The organism is Micromonospora parathelypteridis, assembly GCF_014201145.1.
Lineage (GTDB): Bacteria > Actinomycetota > Actinomycetes > Mycobacteriales > Micromonosporaceae > Micromonospora > Micromonospora parathelypteridis.
Genome location: NZ_JACHDP010000001.1, coordinates 654,006 through 680,611, shown reverse-complemented (window position 1 = coordinate 680,611; position 26,606 = coordinate 654,006). Strand labels below are relative to the sequence as shown.

The window sequence follows — 26,606 nt, the reverse complement described above, 5'->3', positions numbered from 1 at the left end:
AACCAGCGGGGCTGTCAATAAGTGACGTTGGCCAAGGGTAACGCGAAACTTTTTGCCACTGCCGGTCTGGGCTGGTTACGCTGTGGTCCCAGCCTGCTGATATGGGGGAACGGTGGCCCAGCAGAACGTGCCCGGCGGCCGCGAGTCGGCACCGGGAGCGGCCCGAAGCGACATTCTGGGCGCACACCATCACACCGTGCGGCCGAGGCTGGCGCGGTCGAAACGGCGCGTTGCCGCCGTAGTTCTGCCGGATCGCCGGCGCCCGTCCCCACCTGCCCTCAGCCTGGCCGCCGCGAGCACGCGCTCGACGTCGACCGCACCGGCGAGCCACCGCCCGCCGGCCGGCGACTGAACACCAGCGAGAGGAACGAACAACCCGTGGACCTCAGCACCCTCGGCACCGAGACCCGCAACGAGAAGACCACTGACCTCGACCAGATGTCCCCCACCGAACTTCTCCTCGCGATGAACGATGAGGACCGCTCGGTCGCGCAGGCCGTCCGTCGGGCCGTGCCGGACATCGCGGCGGCCGTCGACGTCGTCGTGGCGTCGCTGCGCCAGGGCGGAAGGCTGATCTATCTCGGTGCCGGCACCAGCGGCCGGATCGGCATGCTCGACGCGGTCGAGATCCCACCCACCTTCGGCACGCCGCGCGGCCGGGTCGTCGGTCTGCTCGCCGGCGGGGCGGGAGCCTTCGGCGTCGCCGTCGAGGGCGCGGAGGACGACCCGGCCGGCGCCGTCGCCGACCTCGACGCGATCGGCCTGACCGCCCGCGACACGGTGGTCGGGCTCGCCGCCAGCGGCCGTACCCCGTATGTGGTCGGCGGGTTGGCTCACGCCCGCGCGCTCGGAGCGGCGACCGTCTCCGTCGCCTGCAACTCCGACGCGGTGATCAGCCGGTACGCCGACGTCGCCGTCGAGGTGCCCACCGGACCCGAGGTGCTCACCGGCTCCACCCGGCTCAAGGCCGGCACCGCGGAGAAGCTCGTCTGCAACATGATCTCGACCGCCACGATGGCCCGGCTCGGCAAGGTCTACGGCAACCTGATGGTGGATATGAACGCCACCAACGAGAAGCTCGTCGATCGGGCGCGTCGGATCGTCGCCGAGGCCGCCGACACCGATCTCGACACCGCCACGCGGGCGCTCGCGGCGGCCCACGGGCACGCCAAGACGGCCATCGTGCTGCTGCTCGCGAACTGCACCGCCGAGGAGGCCGCCGCGCGCCTGCGCGACGCCAACGATGACGTCCGGGCGGCCGTCGCGGCCTGACCACGAAAGGCCGCCGGGCGCACCGGGGCTTCGGCGGTGGAGACGACAGGCGGTTCAGACCCGGGCTTCGGCGGCTTTCGGAGCGGCGGCGAGCGGCGGCGGCCTTCCTTCCGTGTTGCCAGCGGATCTCCGCGACGCTACGTTGAGGTGCATCGATGAGCATCAACGTAGCCAGGTACGGGGGCCCGCATGTCCACGTCTGTCACTCGTCGCACTGTCCTGGCCGGTGGGGCCGGCGCCGCCATCGGCCTGGCCCTGCCCGGCCTCGCCGCCCACGCCGGTGGCCACCATCCCACCAGCGTGAGCTTCACTCTCGACGCGAGAACGCTCGACGGCGGCGAGCAGGTCACCTCGGTCACCCTCGACACCGGCCGGCTCGGGCCGATCGACCCGGCCGGGCTGACCCCCGGCACGTTCAGCGTGCATGCCAAGGCGACCAGCCCGATCCCGATCGCTCCCGACGATCAGATCTTCAGCGAGTACGACCTGGACCGTACGGTGACCGCGGCCCGGCTCGACCGGCACGGGAACATCGTGCTGGAGTTGAGCTACGCCGAAGGTCAACCCGGTGGCGGCACCCTCGGCTACATCCTGAGCAGAGGCCGCAACGTCCAGCTGGACCTCGTCTACACCATCACGCAGAACACCCCGATCGTCCGACGCCACGGCTCGCCGGTCACCATCACGCGCTTCGTGCAGACACGGCTGTCGAACCCCGAGGTGGACGCCTTCAGCTACCACGCCTCGGGCTCGGGCCTGAAATACCGGCTGTACTCGCCCGACCACTCGCCCCAGCGCGGTCGGCTGCCGCTGATCGTCTGGCTGCACGGCGGCGGCGAGGGCGCCTCGCTGCCCGACGACTACTACGACAACGAGACCACGCTGCGCGCCAACCGCGGGGCGCTAGGCTTCGCCACTCCGCAGGCGCAGCGGATCTTCTCCGGCGCGTACGTCGTCGCCCCGCAGAGCACCTCCTACTGGATGGAGGACGGCCCACGGTTCGCCCCGCTGATCCGCGAGATCGTTCAGGACCTCGTACGCCGGAAGCGTGTCGACCCCGACCGGATCTACGTGGCCGGTTGTAGCAACGGCGGCTACATGTCCCTGGAGATGACCGTTGCCTATCCCGACCTGTTCGCCGCGTCAGTGCCGATCTGCGGCGTCGTCGAACCGCTCGGCGGGGACGGCCCGCCGCTGATCACCGACGCGGAGCTGGCGAAGATCCACACCCCGACCTGGCTGGTCGCCTCCCGCGACGACGACACCGTGCCACCCGAGACCAACACGATCCACGCCCATGACCTCATCCCGGGATCGCTGATCAGTCTGTACGACCATGTCGTCTGGAACGGCTACCAGTTCCCCGGCCACTGGTCCTGGATCTACGTGGCCCGTAACGATCCGAGCCTCAACGGCATCCACATCTGGCAGTGGATGGCCCGCCGTCGTCGGTGATCCATTGTCCACCCGGTGGGCGGCTATTCCAGGTGGAAGGTGGCCGAGCCGCGGTCGGCGCTCGAACTGACCGCCTCCACGTAGAGCAGTCCGTCGCGGTGGCGTACATATCGGCCCGGGAAGTTCTGCGACTCCAGGGACAGCCCGGCGCTGTCGGCAAGGCCGGTCTGGCGACGGAAGCTCGCATCGCCGCCGAAGAGGGCCGAGCCGTCGTTCTTCTCGACGTACAGGGCGAAGCCCCGATGGCGCAGGTAGTACCCGGGGAAGTTGGTCGACTCCAGCGACACCGTTGCGCCACCGGCCAAGCCGCTGACGATCCGGAACTGCGAGTCCGCCAGACTTGTCACGTTCGGCTCGACTCGGGCCCGGTAGTCGTAGTGCCGGATGTAGCTGCTGGCCAGGTCATGCGAACGCAGCCGAACCGGTGTGGCACCGTCGGGCACCGGGATGCCGAAATTCGGAGTGCCGTCGGCGTTCCAGTACAACTTCTGGATCCTGGTCCGCCGGTTCGGATCGTTGAGGGGATCGCCGGTGATGTCGCGGTAGTTGCGGTCGTGATAGACCAGGATGTCGCTCTGCCCGTCCTCGGAGACGGTGAACGAGTTGTGGCCGGGGCCGTACTGGCTGGTGGCCGCGTTGCTGACGAACACCGGGTTGGGGCTCTTGCTCCAGGAGGCGGCGTCGAGCAGGTTCGCGGTGCTGGAGGCGCTCAGCATCCCCAGGCAGTAGTTGGCGTCGGTGGCGCTGGCCGAGTAGGTCAGAAAGATGCGACCGTTGCGCTGGACCACCGCCGGTCCCTCGGCAACCCGGTAGCCGCGGGTCTCCCAGTCGTACGTCGGCACGACGAGCCGGGTCACGGTGCCCGTGATCTGCCAGGGGTTGGCACCCATTCGGGCGATGTAGACGTTGGAGTTGTTGGAGATGCCCGGCTCCTGCTGTGCCCAGGTTAGATAGCGCACCCCGTTCGCGACGAAGGTCGAGGCGTCCAGGCTGAAGGTGTCCCAGGGTGTCGTGATCCGTCCGCGTTCGGTCCACGAACCGGTCAGCGGATTCGCGCTGACGTTCTCCAGCGCGTACATCCGGATCCGCCACACGTCGTCGGTCCGGCCCGCCGCGAAGTAGATGTACCACCGGTTGTTGATGAAATGAATCTCCGGCGCCCAGATGTGAGCGCCCATCTCTCCGCTGGTGTGCCGGTACCAGATCGTCGACTCCGCCGCCGTCGCCAGCCCCTGCAGGGTGGTCGCCCGTCGCAGGACGATCCGGTCGTACTGCGGCACCGTGGCGGTCAGGTAGTAGTAGCCGTCGGTGTGCCGGAAGATGTGCGGGTCGGCCCGCTGGTTCACCAGCGGATTGGTGTAGTTGACGGCCGGTGCGGCCTGCGCCGGCCCGGCCGCTGGCAGGCCAGCCGACAGGGCGAGCAGCACCAACACCGCTGCCACAACCGACCGCAGGTGCCCACGGGTTCGGGGGGTGGCCGGGTCGGTTCCGGGGAGTGGCAGCGGCATCTGTCCTCCGTGAGGTGTGTGAGCGACCGCAACGCCACCGCGGGCGGCTGACACACCCCGCCGGGGGAGGAGCGCGAGCGGGCCGGGAAACGTGACGGTGGCGTTGTGCCCGGGTAGCGGTCATAGTGTTGGCGTTAACATCGACATGTGTCAAGGAATTCTGCTCGTGACCTGCACGAGGCTCCGCGCCAGGGTGGGGATCATGATTGCTGCGGGGACGAGGTGTAGCCCGATCAGGGCGGTGATGGTGGCGGTGTCCGCCCCGGAGAGGAGGGGCGGGACCAACGAGATCACGGTCAGCGACACCGCCGTCCACACGAATCGCTGGGCGGGGCGAGCGCTCCACCGGAGAAGAGCGCCGGCGATGACGATGCCCACGACCGAGAAGAAGCCGGTCACCACGGCGAACCCGGGCAACGGGATCGCCTCTCCACCATCGGGTACCTCGAAGTCGACGCCAACGGCCTGGGCGAGCGCAGCGGCGAGGGTGGTGGCCACGATCGCGGCGAGTGTGGCCACGAGGCCGGTGCCGGCGAGCCTGCGAAGTCGATGGGTGCGCCGGGTCTGGCCCGACGCCGGGCCGGCGACGACCCCGGTGTCATCGATGCTGTTCATGTCGCGCGCCACCGGGACTACTCCGTGCCGTTCGCCGGCAGCCGCGCGGGCAGTCCGAGCCGCGGGAACTGGTCGTCGTGGAACGTGAGGATCTCGGTGATCGCCCCGCCGGTAATGCGCAGGGCGTCGATCGTCAGCGGCAGGTACGCGCCCTCCTCCTTCCGCCAGAGATAGAAGGCCACGGCGGGCTGCCGGTTCACGGAGGTGGCGATGGCGCGCAGGTGCCCCAGGTCCGCGAAGCCGTCGGCGACCCAGTCGTTCACCACCGCGTCGCGGCCGATCTGCAGGCCCGGCGTGGGCGGCATCGAGCAGCGGACGTCGTCCCGCAGCATGGCGGCAAGCCCGTCGATGTCCTTGGCCACGCTCGCATCGGTGAAGCGGCGCACCAGGTCGCGCGTGCCGGCGTCCTCCTCACCTCCGGTCCAGTCCTGCCGCTCGGCGGGCAGGTGCTCCCGCATGCCGGCGCGAGCCCGCTGCAGCGCGCTGTTCACCGAGTTGACGGAGTCCCCGAGGATCTCCGCGACGTCCTTCGCTGGCCAGCCGAGCACGTCCCGCAGGATCAGCACGGCCCGCGGGCGCGGCGCGAGGTGCTGGACCGCGACCAGGTACGCCAGCTCGATCGTCTCCCGCGCGACGGCGAGGGCCTCCGGCTCGTCCGCGTCGCCTGCGGGCAGCTCGTCGAGCAGCCGGTCCGGGTAGGGCTGCAGCCACAGCACCTCGCCACCGGTCGCGGGCTCCGGACGGCGCTTGGCGAGCAGGTCCAGGCAGGCGTTGGTGGCGATCCGGTACAGCCAGGCCCGGAACGTCGACCGCCCCTCGAAGGTCTCCCGCCGCCGCCAGGCTCGGAGGAACGTCTCCTGCACGGTGTCCTCGGCGTCTTCGAACGACCCGAGCATCCGGTAGCAGTGCACGTGCAGCTCCCGCCGGTGCCGCTGCGCCAGCCCTGAGAACGCCGGCTCGTCGACCTCGCCCATCCCGCTCACGCCCAGCTCCTGCAGCCGCGTGTCCGCACTCATCACGTCATCCTTCCGTCTCGTCGTGTCCTGTCCTAGGTGTGACGGGTGCGGGCGCGAGAACTCATCACCAGGGTCGGCCGGTGGGGTGGACGGCTTTCAGTGGCGGCGGTCCGTGGTCGCGGCGGACAGCAGCGTGGGCCAGTCCTGGGCAGTTGCCCAGTCGGCGAAGCTGTGCCAGCCGACCTCCGGGTAGTCGCGGCGCAGCGCGGCGACGTCCACGTCCAGGCCGACGGTGGTGAAGTAGCCGAACATGGCCGCCAGGTCGGCGGACCGCTGTCGGACCTGGGCCAGGGGCACCTGCTGGTGGGTGATCGCGAGGCCGACGGCACCGGCGAGGATTTCGGCGATCTGGGCGGGGGTGCGCTCGTCGGAGGCGATGTCGAGGCGACGGCTGGCGAACTCGCCGGGGCGCTGTAGGACGAGCGCGGCGAACGCGCCGATGTCGGCCGCCGGGATGAGGGTGAGTGGCCGGTCGACCGGCATTGGCCAGGCGAATGTGCCCGTACGCAGACCGTCGAGGGTCCAGCCGGTGGCGTAGTTGTCCATGAATGCCGCCGGCGCGATGACCGTCCAGGGCACGCCGGAGGTGCGGAGGTGCTGCTCAACCAGGTGCTTGCTCTCGTAGTGCGGGACGCCGGTGCCGCGGTCGGCGTGCGCGGCGGTGGTCAGCACGATGTGGCTGAGGTCAGCGGCTGCCGCGGCGTCGACAAGAGCCTTGCCTTGCCGGACCTCGGTGGCGAGGTCGGTGCCGAACGGCGTGGTGACCGCGAACAGCGAGTCGGATCCGGCGAGCGCGGTGTCGAGGGAAACGCGATCGTCAAAGTCGGCTTGGCGCACCTCGGCGCCGATGTTCCACAGGGCCTCGGCGGCCGGTGAGGCGGGCTGGCGGGTGAGTGCGCGTACCCGGTGGCCGGCCTTCAGCAGCGCGCGTGCGGTCGCCCCGCCCTGGGCGCCGGTGGCTCCGGTGACGGCAACGGTGAGCATGAGTTCTCCAGGAGGTAGAATAGCTGCGTTACGCATTAACTGCGTCACGCAGCAGGTTAGGTGGAATCGCTGCGCGGCGCAACTAGTTGGGATGGGATGCGGATGGCTGCGACGCGTCGGACCCGGTTGTACGAGGAGTTGTCGATGGCGTCCCGCCGCTATCTGGCCTCGTACGTGCTGTTCAACCAGGCCATCGCCGACCACCTCGGGTTACACCCGACCGACGTGCAGTTTCTGAGCCTGCTCTCGGCGGCGCCCGCGCCCCGCACGGTGCGAGAGATCGCCGACATGACCGGCCTCACCACAGGATCGGCGACCCGCCTCGTCGATCGGCTCGAACGTGGTGGCTACGTGAGACGCACGCCCGACCAGGAGGACAGGCGCCGGGTGCTGGTCACCCCGGTGCCAGACCGCCTCGAGCGTGTCACCGCGGTCTGGGACGACCTCGGCCAGTCCTGGCAGGCAATCCTCGACGACCACACCGAGGAGGAGCTTGAGGTGATCACCCGCCATATGCAGCGAGCTGATGACCTCAGCCACACCCAGATGCGTCGCCTGCGATCCCGACCGAAGCCCGCCTGAGGCCTCGACCCGAAAGGCTGTCAGGTCCGGGCGAGCGCGATCAGGGGCTGACCAGGCCGGTCCGGTACGCGACGACGACAGCCTGGACCCGGTCGCGCAGTCCCAGCTTGGCCAGAATCCGGGCGACGTGTGTCTTCACGGTCGCCTCCGACAGGTGCAGGCGGCCGGCGAGCTCGGCGTTGCTCAGGCCGTGGGCCAGCAGGCCCAGCACCTCCAGCTCACGCGGGGTGAGGGCGCTCAGGTCCCGGTGGATCGCCGGCGGGTCGGTGTCGTGTTGGGCGAACCGTTGCACGAGCCGCCGAGTGATCGCCGGTGCCAGCAGCGCGTCGCCGGAGCGGACCAGCCGGACGGCGGCCACCAACTGCTCCGGGGTGACGTCCTTGAGCAGGAAGCCGCTGGCCCCGGCGGTCAGCGCCGCGTACACGTACTGGTCGAGGTCGAAGGTCGTGAGCATGATGATGCGGGGCGCCTCGCCAACGCCGGTGAGGATCTGGCGGGCGGCCGCGAGGCCATCCATGTCGGGCATCCGGATGTCCATCAGCACCACGTCGGGTCGGTGCCGATGGACCGCGTCGACGGCCTCGACTCCGGTCGTCGCCTCGGCGACCACGTCGATCCCGTCGGCCGTAAGGATCATCCGGAACCCGGCTCGGACTAACGCCTGGTCGTCGGCGACCACCACTCGCAGCGCTGCGGTCATGCCGTGCCCTCCATCGGTGTGCCCGTCCGGCCGTCGCCCGCGGTGCCCGCCCCGCCCGTGCTGGCTGCCCTGCCGGCCCTGCCCGCGATCATGACTGATCCACCGGGATAAAGGCCTGGACACGGTACCCGCCGGTGAGCCGGGGGCCCGCCTGCAGGGTGCCGCCGTAGACCGAGAGCCGCTCGCGCAGACCGATCAACCCTCGCCCGGTGCCGGTACCGGCGGTCGCGCCGGCTCGGCCGCCGGTGTCGGTCACCTCCACCCGCAGGTGGTCTCCGGCGTACTCAACGAGCACGCGTACGGACGCGCCGGTCGCGTGTTTGACGGTGTTCGTCAACGCCTCCTGCACCAACCGGTACACGGTCAGCTCGATGCCGGACGGCAGAGGTCCACGCTGCCCACGCACGACGAGCTCGACCTCGACCCCGGAGTCGCGGATCCGCTGCACCAGCGCGTCCAACCCGTCGAGCCCTGGCTGCGGCGCCAGATCGGTTTCGCCCTCCGGTCCGATCACGTCGCCGTTCATCGTGAGCAGCCCCATCACGTGTCGCAGCTCGGTCATCGCCGCGCGGCCGCCGGCTTCGACCGCGAGCAGCGCTGCCCGTGCGTCCTCGGGCCTGGACCCCATGACCTTGCGGGCGGCGCCGGCCTGGATCACCATCACGCTGACGTTGTGCGTCACCACGTCGTGCAACTCCCGGGCGATCCGGGCCCGTTCGAACTCCGTCGCCCGGCGCAGCGCCTCGATCTGCTCGTGCTCCATGGCCGACATCCGCGCGCGGCCCTCGTCGGCGTGCTGCTTCCACCGGCGTAGCCCCTCGGCCGCCACCGCGATCGGAAGCAGGATCAGGAACGGCACGGAGCTGTCGGACACCGAGCTGGCGTCCGACTGCAGCCCGGCGTGGAGAATCGCGGCCGCCGGCAGGCTGGCCAACGCCAGAATCTTGTACGGGCTGAAGACCGCGGCGCTGTAGCCGGCGACGACGCACGCGAAGAAGGACAGCCGCAGCGCGGCCGGGTTGTCGTTGACCAGCACGGCGGTGGCCAGCACGACCCAGAGCACCCCCAACGGGTACCGGCGGCGGAACAGCAGCGGCAGCACGACCAGGATGAGCAGGGCCGCCGTCCAGCCGGTCCCGTCATCCTCGACGGGCAGGAAGGGCGGCCACACCGGGTCGGGTGGCCGCGGTGGCACCAGGTGGCCCGGCAGGGGTTCGCCCCGGCTGAACTCGATCCGGTCCGGCGACGGCCGGTCGTTGACGCCCGCCTCGATCGCGACGAGACCGAGCCCGAGCGCCACGAGCGCGTCGAACAGCTGCCCCCGGCGCGACAACGGCGGCAGTTGGCCGACCGGACGGGCCAGGGACCGGATGCCGGCCCACAGCCGGATGAACACCGCACGCCCCGTCATCGGCTCATTCTCGTCGCCGGGCCGGGCCGGTGCTATCGGCCTCAAGAGCGGCGACGCTACATCGCACGCCTACCTCGCAGGGATGACGCCGCCAACGATCATCCCGATGAGGTACCGAAGATGCCTCCCGCTGCCGATGTGTCCGGCTCGTACTCGCTCCTAGCGTCAGCGTGGCCAGCTCAACGACCACCTGAGGAGACGGGGACATGCCCACACCGCTGATCGAACTGCATGAGGTGACACGCCGGTACGACGAAGGGCCGCCGGCGCTGCGTGAGGTGTCGTTGAGCGTCGCGGCCGGCGAGGCGGTGGCGATCCTCGGTCCGTCCGGCAGCGGCAAGTCGACGATGCTCAACCTGGTGGCTGGGCTGGACCGGCCGAGCACCGGCACGGTCACCGTCGACGGGGTCCGGGTCGACCAGCTCGGCGAAGCGGCCTCCGCCCGCTACCGGAGGGCCCGGATCGGTCTGGTGTTCCAGTTCTTCAACCTGCTCGACGACCTGACCGTCGCCGACAACGTCATGCTGCCGGCGCAGCTGGCCGGGATGGGCCGCGGCACCGCCCAGCGCCGGGCCACGGAGCTGCTCGGCCGGCTCGGCGTCGCCCGGCACTCCGGCGCGTACCCGGGGAGGCTTTCCGGCGGTGAACGGCAGCGGGTCGCGGTCGCCCGCGCGCTGATGAACCGGCCGGCGCTGCTGTTGGCCGACGAGCCGACCGGGGCCCTGGACACCGCCTCCGGCGAGGAGGTCATGCGGCTGCTGACCGAGCTGCACGCCGACGGCCAGACCATCGTTGTGGTCACCCACGACCTGGCCCTCGCCGAGACGTGCGCGACCCGGACCGTTCAGCTCCTCGACGGGCAGGTCGCCGCGGATACCGCGATGGAGCAGGTCCGATGAGCGCGTTGGCTCGGGTGGTCCGGGCCGGGGTCGGCCGGCGACGCGTCCAGACGATCGTGGTCGGCCTGGTCGTGATGATCGCGGTGACCTCGGCCGTCCTCGGCGGTTCGCTGATGGTGGCCTCCCAGGGACCCTTCGACCGGGCCTTCAGCCAGCAGCAGGGCGCGCACCTCACCGCTCAGTTCGACGCCGTTGCGGTCACCGAGGCGCAGTTGGCCGCATCAGCGAGCGCCGCAGGGGTTGCCGCGGCGGCGGGACCGTTCCCGAACGCGCAGTTGAACCTGACCAGCCCGGCGGGCAATCCGATACCGCCGGCGAACGTCGTCGGGCGTGCCGACGCGGGCGGCGCGGTCGACCGGGTCATCGTCGTCGAAGGCCGCTGGGCGACCGACCCCGGGGAGATCGTGCTGGCCACGGGGGGTCGCCTGCAGTTGCCACCGCAGATGGTCGGGCAGCAGTGGACGGTGTCCGACGCGCCGGGCAGCCCATCGGTGACCGTCGTCGGGATCGCCCGATCGGCCAGCCAGACCGCCGACGCCTGGACCACCCCGGCGCAGCTCGCCTCCTGGGCCGGAACCGATGGTCCCCGGACGTACCAGATGCTCTACCGCTTCACCGAGGCCGGCACGGCCGAGCAGGTCCAGGCCGGCCGGACCGCGGTGGAGGCGACCGTCCCCGCCGCCGCGCTCGCCACCGCGTCGTCGTGGCTCGATGTCCGCCGGGAGGCGACCGGCGAGACCCTCCTGCTGGTGCCGTTCCTGATCGCGTTCGGCATGCTGGGCGTGGTCATGGCGGTGCTGATCATCGGTAACGTGATCGCCGGCGCGGTTTCCACCGCCACCCGCCGGATCGGCATCCTCAAGGCGCTCGGTTTCACGCCGGCTCAGGTGGTCCGGGCGTACGTGGGCCAGGCGCTCATCCCGGCCACGGTCGGTGCGGCGCTCGGTGTGGTCGCCGGCAACCTGCTGACCATGCCGATCCTCGCGCGGACCAACCAGCTCTACGGCACGAACGACAACGGGGTCGCGCTCTGGGTCGACGCGGTCGTGGTCGGCGGCGCGCTCACCATCGTGGCGGTGACCGCCCTGGCCGCCTCCGCCCGGGCCGGCCGGTTGCGCAGCGTCGACGCGCTCGCCGTCGGCCGTACGCCTCGACCCGGGCGCGGTCAGTGGGCGGCCCGCATGACCAGTCGGTTGCCGATCTCCCGGCCGGTGACGCTCGGCTTGGCGCATCCCTTCGCCCGGCCGGTACGAGCGGTCAGTGTCGTCGCCGCGATCGCGTTCGGTGCGGCCGCAGTCACCTTCGCGGTTGGGCTCGGCACGTCACTCAACCGGGTCCAGGAGGTCGAGGACATCGCCGACGTCCAGGTCGGGGCGCCGCACCGGATGGCGCCCGGCGAGCCGCGGCCGGGTCGACGAGAGCCGCAGCCGTTCGGCGATCCGGCCGCGATCGAGAAGGTGATCGCCGGCCAGGCGGGCACCGGCGGGTACATGGGCGTGGCCCGCAGCGAGATCACCGCTGGTGGGATCGTCGGCGAGCTCGACGCGGTTGCCGTCACCGGGCCTGACTCGGCGCGCTACTACCGAATGGTGTCGGGCACCTGGCTGACCGGGCCGGGGCAGATCGTCGTCTCGACCCCGTTCCTGACCGCGGCGGGCAAACAGGTGGGCGACAGCATCGTGCTGACCGACAACGGCGTCGACATCACCGTCAAGATCGTCGGTGAGGCGTTCAACACCGACGACGACGGGATGCAGGTCGTCACCGACATCGCGACTCTGCGCGCGGCCGAGCCGGAGCTGGCGCCGTCGATGTACTACGTCAGCGTCGATTCCGGCACCGACTCCGGGGCGTACGCCAAGGCGTTGACGACCGCACTGGAGCCGGTCGGCGCGGCGGCCGACCGCCTCAACCACCAACCCGACGAAATGATCATTATCGTCAACGCGCTGACCGGACTGCTCAGCCTCATGCTGATGGTCGTCGCCGGCCTCGGCGTGATGAACACGGTCGTCCTGGAAACCCGGGAACGCGTCCACGACCTGGGCGTGCACAAGGCGCTCGGGATGACCCCCCGGCAAACCACGGCGATGGTCATCGCCTCGGTCGTGGTCACCGGCCTGGCCGGCGGCGCGATCGGTGCGGCGGTCGGCGTGTTGCTGCAACGCACGGTCATCACGGAGATGTCGAGCAGCGTCGGCTTCCGCCTGCCCGACTCGGTCCTCGACGTGTACGGCTCGTTCGATCTGCTGGTCTTCGGTCTCGCCGGGCTGGTCATCGCCGTGGTCGGTGCACTGCTGCCCGCCGGCTGGGCGGCGAAGACGAGGGTCGCGGTGGCACTGCGAACCGAGTGACGAGGACCGGCATGTTTCACCCTCGCGTAAGGGGTATTCAGGCGCACCGGCGCGGCCGGAGGGTGAACAGCGCCACGGAGCAAGGGAGTTCGTGTCATGCCCGATCCGCAGCCCACCATCGTCCTGGTGCACGGAGCGTTCGCCGAGTCGGCGAGCTGGAACGGTGTGATCGACCGGCTGGGTGCCGCGTACGACGTGGTGGCCGCCGCCAACCCGCTGCGGAGCGTCGCAGGCGACGCCGCGTACGTGCGGGACGTGATGCGCGGGATCGGCGGCCCGGTGATCCTCGTCGGCCATTCATATGCCGGCATGGTGATCACGCAGGCCGCCGCTGGCGAAACACTGGTGCAGGCCCTGGTGTACGTCAACGCCTTCGCCCCGGACACCGGCGAATCCGCGCTGTCGCTGTCCGGGAAATTCCCCGGCAGCACGCTCGCCGACACGCTGGTCCAGTACCCGCTGTCGAGCGGTGGCAACGAGGTGGCGATCGGCCAGGACGCCTACCATGCGCAGTTCGCCGCGGACGTGTCGGCGGACGCCGCCGCGCTCATGGCCCGGACCCAGCGGCCGATCACCGAGCAGGCCCTGGGCGACAAACTCACCGGCGACCCGGCCTGGCGATCGCTGCCCAGTTGGTTCGTCCTGGGGGACGGCGACATGAACATCCCGGTCGCCGCGCATCGGTTCATGGCCGAGCGGGCCGGCCCTCGGGGTCAGCGCGAGGTCGCCGGCGCCTCGCACGCGATGGCGGTGTCACGGCCGAGCGAGGTCGCCGAGACGATCATCGAGGCGGTCCGGGGCGTGAGCGGCTGACGTTCCGGCAAGACCCGATAGGCAGGGTGGGCGCTTCGCTCACCCTGCCTTATCTGGTACGGGCACGTCCGCCCCTTCCGGAGCCACCCCTGCGGCAGTTGCCGGCTCAGGGCCGCTGCTCGACCTCCTGCGGCGGCGACAACGATCGGTATGGTGAGTTAAAAATCAACATGGGATGGTGCCGGTGAGTCTGATCCAGGCGGGTGTCACCGCTGCGACGACGATGCTGGCGGTCCTGATCGGCGGATGGCTCACCGTCCGGGCTCAGGACCGGCTGTGGCGCCGCGACCAGGACCGACAGTGGCGTGACATCCGGCTGAACGCGTACATCGAGTTCATCGGCGCGGCCCGGGAGTACGTGGCCTTCGTCCTCAACCCGGCCGCCCGCATCACCGCGGTGCCGCGCCCGCGCGATCCGGGTGACCTCATGCCGTTCTTCGACGACGAGGGCAGCCGCTACCGGGAGCGGTTGGAGAGCACCAAGACCGCGCTCCGGCTGGTGGCCGGGCGACCCGAGGTGGTGAGCGGTTCGTCGGAGTTGGTGCGCCAGGCCAGGCTTCTGGCGGCTGTTCGGGCGGGCAACAGCGTCGACGCATTGCCGGCCGAGCGGTTCGACGCCCTCTGGGCGGCCGAGCGTGGGTTCATCGAGGTCGCCAGGGCCGAACTCGGCCTGCCCTCCGCGTTCGCGCCGTGACCGGGCACGATCCCTGACGCGGCAAGGCGTCCTAGACCCTCCGATGCCAAGAGCATCCGGGGATGTCGGGTTGCCCGGATGCCCCTGGTCGCGGCATCGATCAGGTCGTACGATCCGCGGCTGGCGCGCCGGGCGGCTCGGGCGATGTCGGCTGTGCGTCGCACCTGAGGTCATCGGCGATCGTCGACGCCGTCCGTATCATTTCGGCATGGTGCCGCTGGAGGCAGGGATCAGCCGGCGGGCGGTGCTTCTGGCCGCCGGGGGGATGCTTGCCGGGTGTTCCCGGCAGCCCGAGGTCGACAAGGTCCACCTACGACTGGCCACCGGGCCAGCGGGAGCCGTGTATCGGCGCATCGGCGGTGCCCTGGCCGAACACATCTCCGAGCATGTGCCGGGCGCCGCGGTGACCACGGTGCCGAGCGGCGCGTCCACCGACAACATCCGGATGCTGCGAGCCGGCGAGGTGCACCTTGGGCTGACCAGCCTGGACGCGCTGATCACGGCGGACGGCAGCGCGCCCGAGGGCCTTTCGGCGGTGTGCCGGCTCTACGACAGTCACCTCCACCTCGTGGTCATGGCGGATTCGGCGATCAGTGGGTTCCGGGATCTCGAGGGCAAGCGCGTATCCCTCGGTGCCCGCGACTCGGGAACGGAGTTCACGTCGCTGCGGGTTCTGCAGCTCGGCCCGGTGAACGCCGACGGTCGCTTCCTCAGCCAGGCCGAATCGGCGGGGAAACTGCGCGACGGTGTGATCGACGCGATGTTCTCCCTGACCGGCGTTCCGACACCTGCCATCGCGGAACTGGCGCAGCGGCACCCCATCCGGCTGATCCCGTTGGACGCGCAGGCAGAGGCGCTCTTCACGGCGTACCCGGGTCCCTATGCCCCGGCCACGATTCCCGCGACTGCCTACGCCGGCGTCCCGGCCACCCGTACCGTCGCTGTGCCGAACGTGCTTCTCGCGCGTAACGACCTGCCCGACGACCTGGTCTACGCCATCACCGACACCATCTTCCGGCACACCGGGACGATCGCCTCCCAAAGTCGCGACGACGCCGAAGCCATCCCCGAAGCGTGGCAGATCAACGTGCGTACCGGGATCTCCACCGCATCGATCCCGCTGCATCCAGGCGCGGCCGAATGGTTCCGTGACCGCAAGCGCTGACCTTCAGGAGCGAAAACGGGGGCATCCAGGCTCGGGTCCTCAGGCCGGCCATCGAGCCGGGGCGTCCGGCGACGACGCCACTCGCGGAACGACCGGCAACGCGATCACCGCGGCCAACCCGTACCCCGAACCGTCCGGACGCGGCAGGCCCCGCTCCAGCCGCAGCTCGCCCCCGGCCCCAAGGACCAGGTCGGCGCAGATCGCCAGTCCCAGGCCGGTGCCGGGCACGTTCTGGTGCCGCGGCGACCGCCAGAACCGCCGTACCGCCTGGGCCCTCTCGGCGACGTCGATCCCCTGGCCATTGTCGCGGACGGTGATGGTGACCATGCCTCCGGCCGCGGAGTCGGTGCCGTCCCCGGCGGTCGCGGCACCGGGGACGCTGCGGGCGGTCACCTGCACCACCTGCGCGTCCGACAGCCGTAACGCGTTGCTGATCAGCTCGTCCAGGATGCTGCCCAATCCGCCAGGAGGCTCCAGCAGCCGCAATCCCGGTGGCACGTCGACCGCCAGCGTCTGCCCCGCCGTCGCCGTCAACGCCCGCCAACGCTCGACTCTGGTCGTCAGTACGTCGTCGAGTTCCACCGGCGACGCCGTCCGCATGCTCTCCATCCGCGCACTGGCCTGCAGCGAGTTCAGCAACCGCTGCATCGCCTTCAGCTCGTCGACGGCGACGTCGTACACCTGCTGCCCGTTGCCCTCCGGCCGCAGGTGTGCCTCAAGGCTCTCCACCGCCAGCCGGAGGCTGGTCAACGGGTTGCGCAACTGGTGCGAAGCATCGGAGACGAATGCCCGCTGCCGCTGCGCGGCGTTCTCGACGGCGTCCATCATGGCGTTGAACGACCCGGCCAGCCGCCGCAGCTCGATCGGCCCGGCCTCGGCGTCGGCGCGGATCGTCAGGTCACCCTTGGAGATCCGCGAGGTCGCCGCGTCCAGCCTCCACACCGGCCGCAGCACCCAGGCCGAAACCGGCCACGCGACAGCTACCAGCGCGATCAACGGCAACAGCCCGAGCCCGGCGAGCCGGGCCCAGCGTACGAGGATGCGCTCGCGCGTCCTCGACAGGTCGGAGATCGTCACGACGGCGCCGACGACCTCACTGTCCCGGCCCACCGGCTCGGCCACCACGAGGGCGGAGTCTCCCCACGGCGCCCACTCCCCGGACGGTTCGGACCGCGCCCCGGCCAGCGCGGCAGTCACGATCCGGGACAACGCCGGCTCGGCGGCAGCCGCGTCCTGGTAGGCGCTGGCCGACCCGAGCAGCACCTTGCCCGACGGGTCGATCACCGCGACCGGGATGCCATACAGCCGGTGGTAGCGCGTCAGTTCCTGGTGGAGCGCCTCGGTCCGTCCGGTCGACATCGCGGTCTCGGCCAGCGACGCGAAGCGGCCGACGTCGCCGAGCCGGTCGACGTAGGTCTCCTGCATCTCCCGCTCGGCCACGGTGACGCTGAGCGGCACCCCGAGCGCCGCGACGAGCAGCACCGCCAGGGGCACCAGGACGACGAGCAGGCGACGATGCACGGCGCGTCAGCCAATCAGCTCCGGTTGATCGGCCAGGAGCCGATAGCCGACCCCGTGGATCGTGCGGATGAGCACAGCGGGCCCGAGCTTCTGCCGCAACGCCGCGATGTGGGTGTCCAGCGTGCGGCTCGATGACTCCCAGGTGGCGCCCCAGATCTGGTCGAGGATGACGTCGCGGCTCACCACATTCGGCGCCCGCCGGCCCAGCAGCAGGAGCAGCTCGAACTCCTTGCGGGTCAGCGTCACGGGCGTGCCCTCGACGGTGACCTCGCGGGTGCCGACGCCGATTCGCATCGGGCCGAGGACGAGCTGCCCGTCCGGATGGGACAGCGCCCGAGCCACCCGGGTGCGGCGCAGCACGGCGTCAATCCGGGCCAGCAACTCCGAGACGCCGAACGGCTTCACGATGTAGTCGTCCGCACCGGCGCGCAAGCCACGGACCCGCTCGTGCTCCTCGGCTCGTGCCGTCACGGCGATGACGGCCGTCTCCGGGCGGTCACGCAGCTTGCGGATCACGTCGAGCCCGTCTCCGTCGGGCAGACCCAGGTCGACGAGGACCACATCGGCTGGGACGGCGCGCACTGCCTCCGCGGCGGTGGCGATGCGGTGAACCTCGAAGCCCGCCTGGGCAAGGACGGTCACCAGACCCCGCGCCACGCGGTCGTCGTCCTCGATGACGGTGATCCGCATAGTGGCGGATTGTACGCCCAGGGCCGACACCCCGTTATCCCCTCAGTTCTTGGGATTCCGCTGACATCCGGCGCGTTCCTTGGGATTTATCTGACACCATCCGCGCCCCCGCCAGCCGAGACTGAGGCCGCGCACTAGTCGACCAACGTGGATGCGCTGAGGAGGAGGCCGCAACATGGAAACGACCAGCAGGTACCGGGCCGTCGTGCGGATGAGCGCCGCGATCGGCCTCGCTACGCTCCTCGCCGCGTGTTCCGGCAACGGAGGCGCCACCGGCGGAGGTGACGCCAGCGGCTACCCGGACCAGAACATCACGTTCGTCGTGCCGTTCAGTGCGGGCGGCCCGACGGACACCGTCACCCGCATGATCGCCGAGCCGATGGCCGCAAAGCTCGGCGGCAAAATCGTCGTCCAGAACGTCGAGGGTGCGGGCGGCACGGTCGGCGCCGGCGAGGTCGCGCAGGCCGAGCCAGACGGCTACACCGTGCTCATGCACCACATCGGCATGTCAACGGCGCCCGCCCTCTACCAGAAACTGGGCTACAAGCCGCTTGAGGACTTCGAGACGGTCGGGCTGGTCACCGAGGTGCCGATGACGGTTGTCGCCCGAAAGGACTTCGCGCCGACGACGCTTCAGGAGCTCGTGACCTACGTGAAGGCGAACGCCAACAAGGTCACGCTGGCCAACGCCGGCATCGGCGCCGCGTCCCACCTGTGCGGCCTGCTGTTCCAGACCGCCGCCGGCGTCAAGCTTCAGGAGGTCCCGTACCAGGGCACGGGCCCCGCGCTGACCGACCTCGTCGGCGGCCAGGTCGACTTCATGTGTGACCAGACGACCAACACCAGCGGCCAGATCGCGGCGGGCGAGGTGAAGGCGTACGCGGTCACCACGCCGGAGCGGGTGAAGAGTCTTCCCGACCTGCCCACCACGGCCGAGGCGGGGCTGCCTCAACTCACGGTGAGCGTGTGGCACGGGCTCTACGTTCCGGCCGACACGCCCGCAGAGATCGTTCAGAAGCTGTCCGAGGCTCTGAAGGTGGCACTGGCCGACCAGAAGGTCATCGATCAGATGGCCAAGCTCGGCACCGCGCCGGTCCAGGCCGAGGCCGCGACCCCGCAGGCACACCGGGCCAAGCTCGAAGAGCAGCTCGGCACCTGGTCAAAGGTCATCGCCGACGCCGGTGTCAAGGTCTCCTGACGTGGAGCGCCGCCGGTCCTTCCCGGACGTCCTCGCCGGTGGAGTCTTCGTTCTGATCGGTGGCGCGTTCGTGGTGGGGTCGCTCAACTACGAGTTGGGCAGCCCACTGCGGATGGGCCCCGGCGCCTTCCCGCTGCTGGTCGGCGGGGTGGTGGCCACCCTGGGCCTGGCGATCGTCATCAAGGGCCTCATCGCCGGCGAGGTGGTCTCCTTCGGGCCGGTCCCCTGGCGGGCGGTCGCCGTCATCGCGCTCGCGGTCCTGTTCTTCGGATTCACTGTCCGGCGTCTCGGATTCGTGCCGACGTCGGCGGTGACCGCACTGCTCACCACGCTGGCCAGCTCCCGCGTACGGCTGCTCACGGCTGTTGCCGTAACCGCCGGACTGACCGTGGCCAGCACGCTCATCTTCATCGTCGGACTTCAGCTACGGATCCCGCTCTGGGGTCCGTGGCTCGGGTTCTGACGCGTCGGCCGGATTGGAACATGGAACTCCTCGACAACCTCGCGCTGGGCTTTTCGACCGCCTTCCTGATCCAGAACGTCCTCTACTGCTTCGTGGGTGTGCTGCTCGGGACGGCGGTCGGCGTGCTGCCTGGCATCGGGCCCACTGCGACGGTGGCGATGCTGCTGCCGATCACGTTCAGCTTCGAGCCGGTGACGGCGCTGATCATGCTGGCGGGAATCTATTACGGCGCCCAGTACGGCGGCTCGACGACCGCCATCCTGATCAATCTGCCCGGTGAGTCCTCAGCGGCGGTCACCGCGCTGGACGGGCACGAGATGGCCCGACAGGGCCGGGCTGGCGCGGCTTTGGCCACCGCCGCGATCGGGTCCTTCATCGCGGGTACGGTGGCCACCGTCGCGTTGGCCGTCGCGGCCCCACCGCTGGCCCGCGTCGCGTTGAAGTTCGGCCCGGCCGAGTACTTCTCGCTGGTGCTGCTCGGCCTGATCGTGTCGATCTCGCTGGCGCGAGGCACCGCGCTCAAGGCGCTGGCGATGATCGCGCTCGGTGTGCTGCTCGGCACGGTCGGGCAGGACATCTACACCGGCACGCCCCGGTTCGTGCTCGACCAGCGCGAGCTGTACGGCGGCATCGACTTCGTGTCGGTCGCCGTCGGCATGTTCGGGGTGGCCGAGATCCTACGCAACCTGGAGAACGAACAGACCCGCACGGCGATCGTCAGCAAGGTGCGGAACCTCTGGCCTACACGCGAGGACCGGCGCCGGATCGTCGGCCCGATCCTGCGGGGCACCGGTCTCGGTGCCGCGCTCGGCGTCCTGCCCGGCGGCGGTCACGTGCTGGCCTCGTTCACCTCGTACGCGGTCGAGAAGCGGATCTCGAAACGGCCGCAGGAATTCGGAAAAGGGGCGATCGAGGGTGTCGCCGGCCCGGAGTCGGCGAACAACGCCGCCGCACAGACGTCGTTCATCCCGCTGCTCACGCTGGGTCTGCCGGCCCATCCGGTGATGGCGCTGATGGTCGGCGCGTTCATCGTCCACGGCATCACCCCCGGCCCGAACGTCATCAACGACGAACCGGCGCTGTTCTGGGGCCTGATCGCGTCGATGTGGATCGGCAACGTGCTGCTCCTGCTGCTGAACCTGCCACTGATCGGCCTCTGGGTGCGGATGCTGCGTATCCCGTACCAGGTGTTGTTCCCGATGATCATCCTGTTCGCCGCGATCGGCACGTACTCCCTGAAGTTCAACCCGTTCGACGTCTACGCGATCGCGTTCTTCGGGATCCTGGGCTACATCCTGATCAAGTGCGGCTGCGAGCCGGCGCCGCTGCTGCTCGGCTTCGTCCTCGGGCCCCTGCTGGAGGAGAACCTGCGGCGAGCGCTCATCATTTCCCGCGGCGACCCGTCGGTCTTCCTGACCCGACCGATCTCCGCAGTGCTCCTGGCCCTGGCCGTGGCAGCGCTCGTCCTCGCCGTCGTCCCGGCGATCCACCGGCGACGCGAGGTCGTGTTCGCCGAGGAGGAGTAGGAAACGGTGAGGTCCCCGTGTCCTGGACGGGGACCGGTCACTCCGCGGTGAGCCGACTCTTCTGCACCTTGCCGAGAGCGTTGCGGGGAAGGGCCTCGACGAGCCGCACCTGCCGGGGACGCTTGTGTGTCGACAACTGCCGGGCCACGAAGTCGATCAGTTCCGCCTCGTGGATGCCGTCACCCACCACGTACGCCGTCACCTGCTGACCGAGGTCGGGATGGGGCGTGCCCACCACCGCGGCCTCCCGGACACCGGGATGCGCCAGTAGCGCGTCCTCGACCTCCCCGGCGCCGATCCGGTAGCCGCCGCTCTTGATCAGGTCGGTGGCCGCCCGGCCGACGATGCGATGCCAGCCGTCCGGCCCGATCGTGGCCACGTCCCCGGTGCGGAACCATCCGTCCGCGGTGCGGGCAGCCGCATCAGCGTCGGGCCGTTTCAGGTACCCGTCGAAGAGCGTCGGGCCGCAGACCTCCAGCTCGCCGATCGCCACCCCGTCGGTGGGCACCGAGCGGCCCCGTTCGTCCACCACGCGGGTCCGTACCCCCGGTAGCGGCAGCCCGACGGCGCCCGGGCGGCGGGGTCCGGCAGCGCTGGCGCTCACGGTGATCAACGTTTCGGTCATCCCGTAGCGCTCGACGATCTGGTGACCGGTGAGCCCGGCCAGGTCGGCGAAGACCGTCGTGGGCAGAGCCGCGCTGCCCGACACCAGCAGCCGCGCGGCGCGCAGTGCCCGGGCCGAGGTCGTGTCGGCGGCCACCCGGGACCAGATGGTGGGGACGCCGAAATACAGGGAGCCGTTCGCGGCCGCATACCGCTCGGGGCGGGGCTGACCCACGTGGTGCAGCCGACCACCCACTCGCAGAGGGCCGAGCACGCCGAGCACCAGGCCGTGGACGTGGAAGAGCGGCAGGCCGTGCACGAGCAGGTCCTCCGGCGTCCACTCCCACGCCGCGGCGAGCCCGTCGAGGCAGGCGGCGATGGCTCGGCGGGAGAGCGTCACGCCCTTCGGCGCGCCGGTGGTGCCGCTGGTGTAGAGAATCAGCGCGATGCCAGCCGGATCCGGCTCCGGATGACTGGTGTCCGAGAGTCGCGCCAGATCGATCCGAATGAGCGGCAGCCCCTCGGGTGTATCCCGGCGCTCGTCGTCCGCCGACACGAGCATCGCCCCGGCGGCCGAGTCGCGCAGGATGTGCTCACGTTCCATGGGCCCGGCGTCCGGCGGCACCGGCACCACCGCCGACCCGGCCAGCAGCGCGCCGACGACACCGACCACCGTTGGCAGACTAGCCGTCGCGTCCACCGCGACGCGGTCCACGCCACGCAGGTCGTCGGCCACGGCAGCGGCGAGCCGCCGCAACTCCACCCAGGACACCGCCCGATCGTCGATCCGGATCGCATCCGGGCGTTCGTCGGTTGAGGCGAGCAGCCAACTCAGCAGCACGGGCCCGTGACCCTTCTCGTCGTATCCTGCGGCTGGCGACGCGGCCGAAGTCACCGGCGTCCGGGACTGCGGGGCGCTGTGCCGGCCGTGGGGGTCCGCAATCCGCAGGAGGCGACCCGGCACGCCCCAGGCGGCCGGAGGACCTCCGCCGGCGGCGGAAGAAGGACAAAAAGAAAAGGCACGAAGATCCGTCTCCCTGCCACTTCTAACATATAGCGCACCGGGGGCTTGCGGCAAGGCCCGGGTCATGCCGCAGAATCGGCGGCCGTAAACGGCACCGACGAAAAAACGGGGGTACGACGTGGGTGTGCTTTCGGCCAACGCAGCACAACTGAGCACGGTTGCCGCGGAGGTATCCCGATGATCGAGCAGTCCGTGTTGGATCTTCAAGAGGTCGACGAGACGCTGGTCGCGGTCGTTGGCGGCAAGGCCGCGAACCTGGGCGGGCTGTCCCGGATCGAAGGCATCCGCGTACCGGCCGGCTTCTGCGTCACGACGGCCGCCTTCCGGCGGATCATGGCGGAAGCGCCCTCGATCGACGAGCGGCTCGATCAGTTGTCGCGGCTGAACCCGGATGACCGGGAGACGATCCGCACGCTCAGCGCGGAGATCCGCCGGACCATCGAAGGGATCACCATCCCGGACGATCTCGCTTCGGCGATCACCCGCGCGCTCGGCCAGCTCGGCGAGCAGGCCGCCTACGCCGTGCGATCCAGCGCAACGGCAGAGGACACGCCGACGGCCTCCTTCGCAGGCCAGCAGACCACGTACCTGAACGTCGTGGGCCCGGCGGCGATCCTCCAGCACGTCAGCCGGTGCTGGGCATCCCTGTTCACCGAGCGCGCCGTGATCTACCGCCTGCGAAACGGCGTCGACCACCGGACCGCCCACATGGCCGTGGTCGTGCAGCGGATGGTCCTCTCGGACGCGGCCGGCATCCTGTTCACCGCCGACCCCGTCACCGGCAACCGGAAGGTCGCCACCGTTGACGCCAGCTTCGGCCTCGGTGAGGCCCTGGTCTCCGGCCGGGTGAACCCGGACGTCTTCAAGGTGCGCGACGGCGAGGTCGTCGACAGGGCGGTCGCCGCCAAACAGCGTGCCGTCCACGCCCTGCCGACCGGCGGAACGCAGGAGGTGACGATCGACCCGCAGCGGCAGGAGCAGCCGGCGCTGACCGATGCGCAGGTCGTTCGGCTCGTGCGGCTCGGGCGGCGGATCGAGGCGCACTTCGGCAGCCCGCAGGACATCGAATGGTGCCTGGTCGACGATGACTTCCAGATCGTGCAGAGTCGCCCGATCACCACGCTGTTCCCCATTCCCGCAGCCGGCGACCGGGAGAACCACGTCTACCTCTCCGTTGGTCACCAGCAGATGATGACCGACCCCATGAAGCCACTCGGGCTCTCCATGTGGCGGCTGACGGCCATGGCGCCGATGCACGAGGCCGGTGGGAGGCTCTTCGTCGACGCCACCCGGCTCCTGGGCTCGCCCGCGAGCCGCGCCGGCTTCCTGGAGATGGCGGGGAGGACTGATCCGCTGACCAGGGACGCGCTGGACACCATCCTCGATCGCCACGACTTCGTCCCGGCGCTCCCGGACAGCGGTCCCGGCGGGCCGCCGGCCGGCGGTGCGCCGGCCCCGCTCGAGACCGATCCGGCCATCGTCACCGCGTTGATCGAGCGCAGTCAGGCGTCCATCGCCGCCCTGCGGCGCGACATCCGGACGAAGACCGGACCGGCGCTGTTCGACTTCCTGCTGGAAGCCTTTCAGGAGCACAAACGGGTCCTCGGTGACCCGGTGAACATGCAGGCGATCATGGCGGGGATGGACGCCACCTCATGGCTCAACGAACGGCTGGGGGAGTGGCTTGGCGAGAAGAACGCCGCCGACACCCTCACGCTGTCGGCCCCCGGCAACGTCACGTCCGAGATGGGACTGGCGCTGCTCGACGTCGCGGACGTGATCCGCCCGCATCCGGAGGTGGTGCGGTTCCTGGAGTGCGTCGAGGACGACGACTTCCTGGACGAGCTGCCGAAGCTCGCGGGCGGGACCGAAGCGCGCGACGCCATCGAGGCCTACCTCGACCGGTACGGCATGCGCTGCGTCGGCGAGATCGACATCACGAGGCCGCGTTGGCGCGAACGCCCGGCCACGCTCGTGCCCGTGATCCTCGACAACGTCCGGACCTTCGAGCCGGGCGCCGCCAAGCGGCGCTTCGAGCAAGGGCGGCAGGAGGCGCAGAAGAAGACGCAGGAGGTGCTCGAACGCCTGCGGGCACTGCCGGACGGGGAGCGGAAGGCCGACGAGACCAAGCGGATGATCGACCGCGTCCGGACCTTCATCGGCTACCGGGAGTACCCGAAGTACGGCATCGTCAGCCGCTACCTCATCTACAAGTTGGCCTTGCTCGAGGAAGCCGAGCGCCTCGTGCAGGCCAACGTGCTCTCCACGACGGAGGACGTCTTCTACCTCACCTTCCAGGAGTTCCACGACGTCGTGCGTTCGAAGCAGATGGATGACAAGCTCATCCAGCAGCGCAGGGACGCGTTCCGGTCGTACCACGCGCTCACCCCGCCCCGGGTGCTGACCTCCGACGGCGAGGCCATCACCGGGGCGTACCGGCGTGAGGACGTGCCGACCGGTGCCCTGATCGGCCTACCGGTCTCCGCCGGGACCGTCGAAGGGCGCGCCCGCGTCATCCTGGACATGGCCCAGGCCGATCTCGAACCGGGTGACATCCTCGTCACGGCCCACACGGACCCGAGCTGGACTCCCCTCTTCGTCGGCATCGCAGGCCTGGTGACGGAGGTCGGAGGGCTGATGACACACGGCGCGGTGATCGCACGGGAGTACGGCCTGCCAGCCGTCGTCAGTGTCCTGGACGCCACCCGGCTGATCGCCGATGGGCAGCGGATCCGTGTGCACGGGAGCGACGGTTACGTCGAACTCCTATCGTGACCTTCCACTCGCGTCGACGATCTCGGCGATCGCGACGGGTCTTCGGCAGGAAGCTTCAGGCGAAGCGGTCAGCCAGCTTCGTCAGCTTGGCGACGTACGCCGGCCAGTCGTAGTCGTCGGGGATGTTCGTGCTCTCCCGCCGCAGGCCGATCGCCGTGTCGTGCTGCTCGCGCATGATGTCGGCGTGGCCGGCGTGACGGGCGAGGTCGGTGGTCACGTGGATGATGATCCTTTGCAGCGTCACGTCCTGCCCGCCTGGCCGCCACCACGGCACCCGCCCCGGCGCGTCGAGCGGTAGCTGGTCGATCGTCTGATCCGCGAACACCCCGACACGGCGGTACAGCTCGATCAGCCCATCCTTCGTCTCGCCCTCACCTGCGTACCAGTCTGCCTGCGGGTCCTCCTCGTACGCCTGCATGGGGACCAGTTCCTCGGGCGCCGGGAACTCGCGTCCAAAGGTGGGCCCGAAGTAGCCGGCTTCGACGTTGAGGCAGTGCTTGAGGACTCCCAACAGGTTGTTGCCCGTCGCGGTGCGGGGCAGTCTGGCTTCGCGTTCGCTCAGCCCGTCGAGCTTCCAGACCAGGTCCTGGCGAGTCTCCTGGAGGTAGTGGTGCAGCGCAGCCTTCGCATCGCTCAAGTCAGCCATGCCAGCCAGTCTTCCTCATGCGCGCCGAGCCATCGTGCGAGCTGTCGTGATCAAGATCAGCCGGCGCCGCATCTGCCGCTGACGACGGACGGCGCTCGACCATTCGGCCCGGGGGCGGGAGTCAGGCGCTGCCAGGGGCGGATGGGGGCACTATCGTTCTGGCGTGCACATCCGTTTTGACGTCCCCGCCGATCCCGCCTACCCAGGCCGCGTGGCCGCGGTGCTCGGCAGCGTTCGGCTGCGCAGGTTCAGCTACATCGGCGCGGCGCTGGCGGCGGTCGGGGCGATCGGTTTCGTCGTCTCGCGGGGGTTCGCGTGGGGCGAGCGGACCACGTCGCTGTGGATGACGTTGGTCGTGGGCGGTCTGCTGTCGATGCTGTACCTGCCGTGGGTGCGGTTTCGCGCCCGACGCCGCTCCAGTGGCTACGCGGTCGAGGGCGCCTACGACATCACCGATGACAACATCATGATGCGCAGCGGCTCGGAGTCCGGCGGCATCGCCTGGGACGGGGTCGCCCAGGTAGGGGACACCCCGGATTTCTGGATCGTGTACGTCGGTCGGAACCCGGCGACCGTGATCCCGCGCTGGTTGATGACCGCCGAGGATGCCGAGACGTTGCGGGCTTTCATGGCCCGACGCGGGCTGCTCTGACACGGGTGACCTGACAGACGGGTCCGGGCGGCGAAGCAGG

General features: G+C 70.2%; 23 protein-coding genes. 13 read left to right on the top strand and 10 right to left on the bottom strand.

All coding sequences use genetic code 11. The annotated features are described in order from the left end of the window. The first annotated feature begins 378 nt into the window (after positions 1–378). A complete protein-coding gene (gene murQ / locus HNR20_RS02895; RefSeq protein WP_184176239.1) occupies positions 379–1,272 on the top strand; it encodes an N-acetylmuramic acid 6-phosphate etherase in 894 nt (297 codons plus the stop codon). 189 nt (positions 1,273–1,461) lie between these two features. Then, positions 1,462–2,727, top strand: coding sequence for a prolyl oligopeptidase family serine peptidase (locus HNR20_RS02890; RefSeq protein WP_184176237.1), 1,266 nt, complete (start codon positions 1,462–1,464; stop codon positions 2,725–2,727). Positions 2,728–2,750: 23 nt separating this feature from the next. Here HNR20_RS02890 and HNR20_RS02885 read toward each other — a convergent pair whose 3' ends face one another. The 4 genes from HNR20_RS02885 to HNR20_RS02870 form a co-directional block, all read right to left on the bottom strand. Further along, the gene (locus tag HNR20_RS02885) at positions 2,751–4,235 is read right to left on the bottom strand and encodes a family 43 glycosylhydrolase (protein ID WP_184176235.1); all 1,485 of its coding nucleotides are present in this window, start codon (positions 4,233–4,235) and stop codon (positions 2,751–2,753) included. Positions 4,236–4,385: 150 nt separating this feature from the next. Then, positions 4,386–4,850 (bottom strand): DUF6069 family protein, encoded by a 465-nt coding sequence (locus HNR20_RS02880; protein WP_184176233.1) that lies wholly within the window; start codon positions 4,848–4,850, stop codon positions 4,386–4,388. A 17-nt stretch (positions 4,851–4,867) separates the two neighbouring features. After that, positions 4,868–5,866 carry an RNA polymerase subunit sigma-70 gene (locus tag HNR20_RS02875; protein WP_184176231.1) on the bottom strand — a complete coding sequence of 333 codons (999 nt, stop codon included), beginning with the start codon at positions 5,864–5,866 and terminating at the stop codon, positions 4,868–4,870. Between the two features lie 96 nt (positions 5,867–5,962). After that, positions 5,963–6,850, bottom strand: coding sequence for an NmrA/HSCARG family protein (locus HNR20_RS02870; protein ID WP_184176230.1), 888 nt, complete (start codon positions 6,848–6,850; stop codon positions 5,963–5,965). A 60-nt stretch (positions 6,851–6,910) separates the two neighbouring features. Here HNR20_RS02870 and HNR20_RS02865 point away from each other — a divergent pair, with 60 nt between their 5' ends. Then, positions 6,911–7,432: a MarR family winged helix-turn-helix transcriptional regulator gene (locus tag HNR20_RS02865; protein WP_221309674.1), complete on the top strand. Its 522-nt coding sequence runs from the start codon at positions 6,911–6,913 to the stop codon at positions 7,430–7,432. Positions 7,433–7,472: 40 nt separating this feature from the next. Here HNR20_RS02865 and HNR20_RS02860 read toward each other — a convergent pair whose 3' ends face one another. Together HNR20_RS02860 and HNR20_RS02855 are read right to left on the bottom strand one after the other, a co-directional pair. Then, positions 7,473–8,132, bottom strand: coding sequence for a response regulator (locus HNR20_RS02860; protein WP_184176228.1), 660 nt, complete (start codon positions 8,130–8,132; stop codon positions 7,473–7,475). A gap of 88 nt (positions 8,133–8,220) precedes the next feature. Continuing rightward, positions 8,221–9,543 (bottom strand): sensor histidine kinase, encoded by a 1,323-nt coding sequence (locus tag HNR20_RS02855; protein ID WP_184176226.1) that lies wholly within the window; start codon positions 9,541–9,543, stop codon positions 8,221–8,223. Between the two features lie 206 nt (positions 9,544–9,749). Here HNR20_RS02855 and HNR20_RS02850 point away from each other — a divergent pair, with 206 nt between their 5' ends. The 5 genes from HNR20_RS02850 to HNR20_RS02830 all read left to right on the top strand — a co-directional run bounded on the left by HNR20_RS02850 (position 9,750) and on the right by HNR20_RS02830 (position 15,468). Then, positions 9,750–10,442, top strand: a complete 693-nt coding sequence (locus tag HNR20_RS02850) for an ABC transporter ATP-binding protein (protein WP_184176224.1) — start codon at positions 9,750–9,752, stop codon at positions 10,440–10,442. After that, the gene (locus HNR20_RS02845; RefSeq protein ID WP_184176222.1) at positions 10,439–12,796 is read left to right on the top strand and encodes an ABC transporter permease; all 2,358 of its coding nucleotides are present in this window, start codon (positions 10,439–10,441) and stop codon (positions 12,794–12,796) included. The genes HNR20_RS02850 and HNR20_RS02845 overlap by 4 nt, the downstream gene beginning before the upstream one ends. Positions 12,797–12,892: 96 nt before the next feature. After that, on the top strand, positions 12,893–13,609 hold the full coding sequence (locus tag HNR20_RS02840; protein WP_184176220.1) for an alpha/beta fold hydrolase: 717 nt from the start codon (positions 12,893–12,895) through the stop codon (positions 13,607–13,609). A 184-nt stretch (positions 13,610–13,793) separates the two neighbouring features. Next, positions 13,794–14,303 carry a hypothetical protein gene (locus HNR20_RS02835; RefSeq protein ID WP_184176218.1) on the top strand — a complete coding sequence of 170 codons (510 nt, stop codon included), beginning with the start codon at positions 13,794–13,796 and terminating at the stop codon, positions 14,301–14,303. A 70-nt stretch (positions 14,304–14,373) separates the two neighbouring features. Further along, on the top strand, positions 14,374–15,468 hold the full coding sequence (locus HNR20_RS02830) for a TAXI family TRAP transporter solute-binding subunit (protein ID WP_221309673.1): 1,095 nt from the start codon (positions 14,374–14,376) through the stop codon (positions 15,466–15,468). A 39-nt stretch (positions 15,469–15,507) separates the two neighbouring features. Here HNR20_RS02830 and HNR20_RS02825 read toward each other — a convergent pair whose 3' ends face one another. Both HNR20_RS02825 and HNR20_RS02820 read right to left on the bottom strand, forming a co-directional pair. Continuing rightward, a complete protein-coding gene (locus HNR20_RS02825) occupies positions 15,508–16,989 on the bottom strand; it encodes a sensor histidine kinase (protein WP_184176216.1) in 1,482 nt (493 codons plus the stop codon). Positions 16,990–16,995: 6 nt separating this feature from the next. Next, positions 16,996–17,679: a response regulator transcription factor gene (locus HNR20_RS02820; RefSeq protein WP_184176214.1), complete on the bottom strand. Its 684-nt coding sequence runs from the start codon at positions 17,677–17,679 to the stop codon at positions 16,996–16,998. A 175-nt stretch (positions 17,680–17,854) separates the two neighbouring features. On the opposite strand from HNR20_RS02820, the gene HNR20_RS02815 reads away from it, so the two are divergent. From HNR20_RS02815 to HNR20_RS02805, 3 genes are read left to right on the top strand one after another with little or no spacing between them, the layout of a single operon-like run. Further along, positions 17,855–18,877: a tripartite tricarboxylate transporter substrate-binding protein gene (locus HNR20_RS02815; protein WP_221309672.1), complete on the top strand. Its 1,023-nt coding sequence runs from the start codon at positions 17,855–17,857 to the stop codon at positions 18,875–18,877. A 1-nt stretch (position 18,878) separates the two neighbouring features. After that, on the top strand, positions 18,879–19,340 hold the full coding sequence (locus HNR20_RS02810) for a tripartite tricarboxylate transporter TctB family protein (RefSeq protein WP_184176212.1): 462 nt from the start codon (positions 18,879–18,881) through the stop codon (positions 19,338–19,340). A 20-nt stretch (positions 19,341–19,360) separates the two neighbouring features. After that, positions 19,361–20,866, top strand: coding sequence for a tripartite tricarboxylate transporter permease (locus HNR20_RS02805; protein ID WP_184176210.1), 1,506 nt, complete (start codon positions 19,361–19,363; stop codon positions 20,864–20,866). Between the two features lie 37 nt (positions 20,867–20,903). Here HNR20_RS02805 and HNR20_RS02800 read toward each other — a convergent pair whose 3' ends face one another. After that, entirely contained in the window at positions 20,904–22,310 is a 1,407-nt protein-coding gene (locus HNR20_RS02800) for an acyl-CoA synthetase (RefSeq protein ID WP_184176208.1), read from the bottom strand. A gap of 360 nt (positions 22,311–22,670) precedes the next feature. Between HNR20_RS02800 and rph the strand changes: the two genes are divergently transcribed. Then, on the top strand, positions 22,671–25,268 hold the full coding sequence (gene rph, locus HNR20_RS02795; RefSeq protein ID WP_184176206.1) for a rifamycin-inactivating phosphotransferase: 2,598 nt from the start codon (positions 22,671–22,673) through the stop codon (positions 25,266–25,268). 55 nt (positions 25,269–25,323) lie between these two features. On the opposite strand, the gene HNR20_RS02790 is transcribed toward rph, so the two are convergent. After that, positions 25,324–25,914 (bottom strand): DinB family protein, encoded by a 591-nt coding sequence (locus HNR20_RS02790; protein WP_184176204.1) that lies wholly within the window; start codon positions 25,912–25,914, stop codon positions 25,324–25,326. 163 nt (positions 25,915–26,077) lie between these two features. On the opposite strand from HNR20_RS02790, the gene HNR20_RS02785 reads away from it, so the two are divergent. Continuing rightward, entirely contained in the window at positions 26,078–26,566 is a 489-nt protein-coding gene (locus tag HNR20_RS02785; protein ID WP_184176202.1) for a YcxB family protein, read from the top strand. The last annotated feature ends 40 nt before the right edge of the window (positions 26,567–26,606 follow it).

Bases quoted from the DNA above. Each gene is read 5' to 3' on its own strand.
- HNR20_RS02890 (WP_184176237.1), top strand. From the start codon at position 1,462: ATGTCCACGTCTGTCACTCGTCGCACTGTCCTGGCCGGTGGGGCCGGC.
- HNR20_RS02885 (WP_184176235.1), bottom strand. From the start codon at position 4,235: ATGCCGCTGCCACTCCCCGGAACCGACCCGGCCACCCCCCGAACCCGT.
- HNR20_RS02880 (WP_184176233.1), bottom strand. From the start codon at position 4,850: ATGAACAGCATCGATGACACCGGGGTCGTCGCCGGCCCGGCGTCGGGC.
- HNR20_RS02875 (WP_184176231.1), bottom strand. From the start codon at position 5,866: ATGAGTGCGGACACGCGGCTGCAGGAGCTGGGCGTGAGCGGGATGGGC.
- HNR20_RS02870 (WP_184176230.1), bottom strand. From the start codon at position 6,850: ATGCTCACCGTTGCCGTCACCGGAGCCACCGGCGCCCAGGGCGGGGCG.
- HNR20_RS02860 (WP_184176228.1), bottom strand. From the start codon at position 8,132: ATGACCGCAGCGCTGCGAGTGGTGGTCGCCGACGACCAGGCGTTAGTC.
- HNR20_RS02855 (WP_184176226.1), bottom strand. From the start codon at position 9,543: ATGACGGGGCGTGCGGTGTTCATCCGGCTGTGGGCCGGCATCCGGTCC.
- HNR20_RS02850 (WP_184176224.1), top strand. From the start codon at position 9,750: ATGCCCACACCGCTGATCGAACTGCATGAGGTGACACGCCGGTACGAC.
- HNR20_RS02845 (WP_184176222.1), top strand. From the start codon at position 10,439: ATGAGCGCGTTGGCTCGGGTGGTCCGGGCCGGGGTCGGCCGGCGACGC.
- HNR20_RS02840 (WP_184176220.1), top strand. From the start codon at position 12,893: ATGCCCGATCCGCAGCCCACCATCGTCCTGGTGCACGGAGCGTTCGCC.
- HNR20_RS02820 (WP_184176214.1), bottom strand. From the start codon at position 17,679: ATGCGGATCACCGTCATCGAGGACGACGACCGCGTGGCGCGGGGTCTG.
- HNR20_RS02815 (WP_221309672.1), top strand. From the start codon at position 17,855: ATGGAAACGACCAGCAGGTACCGGGCCGTCGTGCGGATGAGCGCCGCG.
- HNR20_RS02805 (WP_184176210.1), top strand. From the start codon at position 19,361: ATGGAACTCCTCGACAACCTCGCGCTGGGCTTTTCGACCGCCTTCCTG.
- rph (WP_184176206.1), top strand. From the start codon at position 22,671: ATGATCGAGCAGTCCGTGTTGGATCTTCAAGAGGTCGACGAGACGCTG.
- HNR20_RS02790 (WP_184176204.1), bottom strand. From the start codon at position 25,914: ATGGCTGACTTGAGCGATGCGAAGGCTGCGCTGCACCACTACCTCCAG.